Source organism: Candidatus Hydrogenedentota bacterium (assembly GCA_018005585.1).
Lineage (GTDB): Bacteria > Hydrogenedentota > Hydrogenedentia > Hydrogenedentales > JAGMZX01 > JAGMZX01.
Genome location: JAGMZX010000259.1, coordinates 1 through 4,599 on the forward strand (window position 1 = coordinate 1; position 4,599 = coordinate 4,599).

The following is a 4,599-nucleotide window of genomic DNA, read 5'->3' on the forward strand; positions in this document are numbered from 1 at the left end:
CGCCAAGATAATAAGAACGATTACTACTAAGGCTGCTTTTTTCACAGTAAGGCCTCCTCTTTCACGGCAACCAAATGGCTGAATGTTGTTCCCTCGGCCCCCACGCGATGCCTTTCCATGCATTCCGCCCGGTCGAGCATCGGCAGCGCGGTTCCCTAACTCTAGTAAGCACGCACGCACCGTGTCAAGAATTTTGACGGGGGAGCAGCACCCCGTTCTTGACGATGATAAGCGCCGGGTTAGGGGCACCGGAGTCCGTGTTCATCGGCGGTCACCCCCCTTCCCCGGCAGCGCGGGGCTCCGTCAGGAAAGAGAAAGAGTACGACATTGGGCGCACACACGTTGATTGCCCCGATCACCGGCTGGCATAATGGCTCTCCCGCATGAATTGGGAGAGATTCCTCTTGGGCAAATATGTGGTCATAGGCGGCGCCGGCTTTATTGGCTGTAATCTGGCGCGGCGGTTGCTTTCGGACGGCAAAGAAGTGATTGTCGTCGACAACCTGTGCCGTAAGGGCGCGGAAGCGAACCTGCAATGGCTGCGCAGCAAGGGCCGGCTGACCTTCGTTTCCGCCGACATCCGCGACGCGCGCGGCATGGCGGCGCTGTTTACCGACTACAGCGATATCGACGTTGCCGTGCACCTCGCGGGCCAGGTCGCGGTGACCACGTCCGTGGCGCGTCCGCGCGAAGATTTCGAAATAAACGCCGTCGGCACGTTCAATATTCTCGAAGGCATCCGCCTGTCGAAGCAGCGGCCTCTGCTGATTTATGCCTCCACGAACAAGGTCTACGGCGGCATGGAAGAAATTGCCGTCGACGAGCGCGAAACGCGATACGTCTACCGCGATTTTCCGCAGGGCATCCCGGAAACGGCGCCGTTGGACTTCCACTCGCCCTATGGCTGCTCGAAAGGCGCCGCGGACCAGTACGTGCGCGACTATGCGCGCATTTACGGCCTGCGCGCGACGGTGTACCGCCAGTCTTGCATCTTTGGCTACCGCCAGTTCGGCGTCGAGGACCAGGGCTGGCTGGCCTGGTTCGTTATCGCCGCCGTGCTCGGGCGCCCCATCACCATCTACGGCAACGGCAAGCAGGTGCGCGACGTGCTCTTTGTCGACGACCTCGTCGACGCCTACCTCATGGCCATGGACCACCCGGACAAGGTATCGGGCAGGATATTCAATGTCGGGGGCGGCCCCGGCAACACGATGTCGGTCTGGGCCGAGTTCGGGCCCATGCTCAAGGAACTCGTCGGCAGGCCCGTCCCGGTGAAAACGGGCCCGTGGCGGCCCGGCGACCAGCCCGTCTACGTCAGCGATATCCGCAAAATCGGCGCGGAACTGGGCTGGCAGCCGAAGGTCTCCGTCCGCGAAGGCGTGCGCAAGCTGTACGAGTGGGTCGCCGCCAACCGCGAACTGTTCCGGGTACTGGGGTAACCGGTGGCCATTGACGCGGCCCGCTTGCGGCGCGGGGAAAACACAGGCCATGCGCAGCGTATTACTGGTCTCGAATGACTATCCGCCTTCGGTCGGCGGCATCGCGAACATCCTGCATCTGGTCTGTTCCGCACTACCGCCGGAGCGCGTGGCCGTCCTGGCGCAGGATGCGCCGGGCGCGGCGGCGTTCGATGCCCGGCAGCCGTTCCGCATGCACCGCGAACGCTATGACGCGGGCGGCGTGCGCGCGCTGGTGTCCACGCTCCGGTATGCGCGCCGCGTGCGCCGGATCGTGCGGGAAACGCGGCCGGACCTGCTCTATTTCGACAAGCCATGGCCGCTCGGAATGATCGGCCTGCTCATGAGGCGTCGCGGCATTCCGTACGTCGTGCATACCTTCGGCAACGAGGTGCTCGAGCCGCGCCACCGGATTATCGAGCGCATCCGCGCGGCCGTGCTGCGCAACGCGGAACGCGTAATCGTGATCAGCAATTTCACGCGCGACGCGGTCGAGGCGCTGGGCGTGCCGCGCGAACGCACCGCCATGATCCGCCCGAAAGTCGACCTCGCTCAGTTCGGCGTGCCCGTCGACGTGGACGCGTTCAAGGCGAAAGAGGGATTGGCCGGCAAGCGGGTCATCCTGACGGTCGGGCGGCTCGTCGAGCGCAAGGGCATGGACCGCGTCATCGAGGCATTGCCCGAAATCGCCCGCAGCGTCCCGGATGTCGCGTACGTAATCGTGGGCGAAGGCAAGGACGAGTCGCGGCTGCGTGAACTGGCGCAGCGCCACGGCGTGGCTGATCGCGTCCTGTTTCCCGGCAACCGGAACGTGGTCGCGTTCTACCATGCCTGCGACGTTTTCGCGATGATCAGCCGCTATATCGTCGAGCGCGGCGACGTCGAGGGCTTCGGCGTGGTCTATCTCGAAGCAAACGCCTGCCGGAAACCCGTAGTCGGCGGCAACAGCGGCGGCGTGCCGGACGCCGTAGTCGACGGCGAAACGGGCCTGCTCGTGGAAGCGGATGATGTTCCCGGGGTCGCGGCGGCGCTCGCGCGCCTGCTCAACGATGCGGAACTGCGCCGCCGCATGGGCGAGGCCGGCCATGCGCGCGTGAAACGCGAATTCACGCTGGACAAGTACGGCGAGGAGTTCATCCGGCTGGTCCTCGACCGTCATGGGCATCAGTAGGCTCGCGCGCGTTCCCCGTCACACGGGCGGACGTACTGCAATGGCCCGTGATAGATAGGGCCTTTGCCCGCTCAAGCCGCAAGGCCAACGCTTCGACGGCGTCCACGACAGACGTCACTGCGCTATCCTCTCCAACCGCTGAGACGAAAACGGCGGCGAACTGCTCGGGTGAGTCCGAGCAGCACACAGCAGGCAAGCCGGGCATGATTCGAACCCTCGTCTGCGGACTTGGGGGGAGCCGTTGGAGGCGGCAGGGGCCGCCGCTCGCGAGAATCAAGTGCGATTGCCCCGGGTCACGATGCGCGCGCCTGCGCGCGTGTGCTATTCTCCATGCTCATTCCCAAACGCATCGGGTCAAGGCGCACATTCCGGGAGGACGCATGGCGAAGGGCATTACGAAACGGTCGGCCGATTACGCGCAGTGGTACATCGATGTCGTGCTGAAAGCGGACCTGGCGGATTATTCGCCCGTGAAGGGCTGCATGGTCATCAAGCCGAACGGCTACGGCATCTGGGAGGGCATCCAGCGCGGGCTGGACCGCATGTTCAAGGAGACGGGCCACGTCAACGCCTATTTTCCGATGCTGATCCCGGAGAGTTTCCTGAAGAAGGAAGCCGAGCACGTCAAGGGTTTCGCGCCGGAATGCGCGACGGTCACGCACGGCGGCGGCAAAAAACTCGAGGAGCCGCTGGTCATCCGCCCCACGTCGGAAACGATCATCTGGTCCACGTACAAGAACTGGATCAGCTCGTACCGCGATCTGCCCATCCTGATCAATCAGTGGGCCAATGTCTGCCGGTGGGAAATGCGAACGCGGCTCTTCCTGCGCACGACGGAGTTTCTCTGGCAGGAGGGCCACACGGCGCACGCAACGCACGAGGAGGCGGAGGATGAGACGGTGCGCATGGTCAACGTTTACCGCAAGTTCGCGGAGGAATTCATGGCCATGCCGGTCGTGGTCGGGCGCAAGACGGAGCAGGAGAAGTTCGCGGGCGCGGAGCACACGTACTGCATTGAGGCGCTGATGCAGGACGGCAAGGCGCTGCAGGCGGGCACTTCGCATCATCTCGGGCAGAATTTCGCGAAGGCGTTCGACGTGAAATTCCAGGACCGCGACGCGGAACTGAAATACGTGTACGCGACCAGTTGGGGCGTGTCGACGCGGCTCATCGGCGGGATCATCATGACGCACAGCGACGACACGGGCCTGGTCATCCCGCCCCGGCTTGCGCCGCTGCCGGTCGTGTTCGTGCCCATCTGGAAGAGCGACGCGGAACGCGGCGTTGTCTGCGGCAAGGCGCGCGCGATCACACAGGACTGGGATCCGCTTTTCTACCGCATCGACGACCGGGACCAGTACAAGCCGGGATTCAAGTTCAACGATTGGGAGCTGAAGGGCGTGCCCATACGCGTGGAGATCGGCCCGCGCGACGTCGAAAACAATTCCGTTGTCGTCGTGCGGAGGGATACGGGCGAGAAGGCGCCCGTGTCGACGGACGGGCTGCGCGCGCATCTGGAAAGGCTCCTGGCGGACATCCAGGCGAACCTGTTCGCCCGCGCGAAGCAGCGCATGCAGGACAACACCTATACCGTGGACAATTATGACGAATACAGGGAACGAATCGACCGGGGCGGCTTCTTCCGCGTGTTTCTGGACCACGCGAACCCGGAAGTGGAGGCCAGGCTCCAGGAAGACACGCGTTCCACCGTGCGTTGCATCCCCTTTGACGCCCCGGACGAGGAAGGCCCCTGCATGGTCACCGGCAAGCCGTGCAAGGGGCGGGTCATCGCCGCGCAGGCGTACTGAACGCGGGGCCAAGTTTTCAGGGCCAGATTCCATGGCCCGGGGTTGCGGGTGGTTGATTATTTTGCTGCCACCGTGCTATCCTTTTGTATGGAAACGGGTTAGGCGTGTGCCTATACGCAGCGCCAGACTCAAGGCAAGGGAACTGTATTATCCGCCCTTGCGG

At 63.8% G+C, this 4,599-nt stretch carries 3 protein-coding genes; all 3 read left to right on the top strand.

Annotated elements, in window-relative coordinates; all coding sequences use genetic code 11:
- The first annotated feature begins 383 nt into the window (after positions 1–383).
- The 3 genes from KA184_23375 (at position 384) to KA184_23385 (ending at position 4,436) form a co-directional block, all read left to right on the top strand.
- On the top strand, positions 384–1,439 hold the full coding sequence (locus KA184_23375; GenBank protein MBP8132533.1) for an SDR family NAD(P)-dependent oxidoreductase: 1,056 nt from the start codon (positions 384–386) through the stop codon (positions 1,437–1,439).
- Positions 1,440–1,488: 49 nt separating this feature from the next.
- Positions 1,489–2,628, top strand: coding sequence for a glycosyltransferase family 4 protein (locus tag KA184_23380; protein ID MBP8132534.1), 1,140 nt, complete (start codon positions 1,489–1,491; stop codon positions 2,626–2,628).
- A 380-nt stretch (positions 2,629–3,008) separates the two neighbouring features.
- The gene (locus tag KA184_23385) at positions 3,009–4,436 is read left to right on the top strand and encodes a proline--tRNA ligase (GenBank protein MBP8132535.1); all 1,428 of its coding nucleotides are present in this window, start codon (positions 3,009–3,011) and stop codon (positions 4,434–4,436) included.
- Positions 4,437–4,599 lie beyond the last annotated feature (163 nt).

What these genes read in the sequence shown, in the direction of transcription:
- KA184_23380 (MBP8132534.1), top strand. Translation starts at nt 1,489, where the DNA reads ATGCGCAGCGTATTACTGGTCTCGAATGACTATCCGCCTTCGGTCGGC.
- KA184_23385 (MBP8132535.1), top strand. Translation starts at nt 3,009, where the DNA reads ATGGCGAAGGGCATTACGAAACGGTCGGCCGATTACGCGCAGTGGTAC.
- KA184_23375 (MBP8132533.1), top strand. Translation starts at nt 384, where the DNA reads ATGAATTGGGAGAGATTCCTCTTGGGCAAATATGTGGTCATAGGCGGC.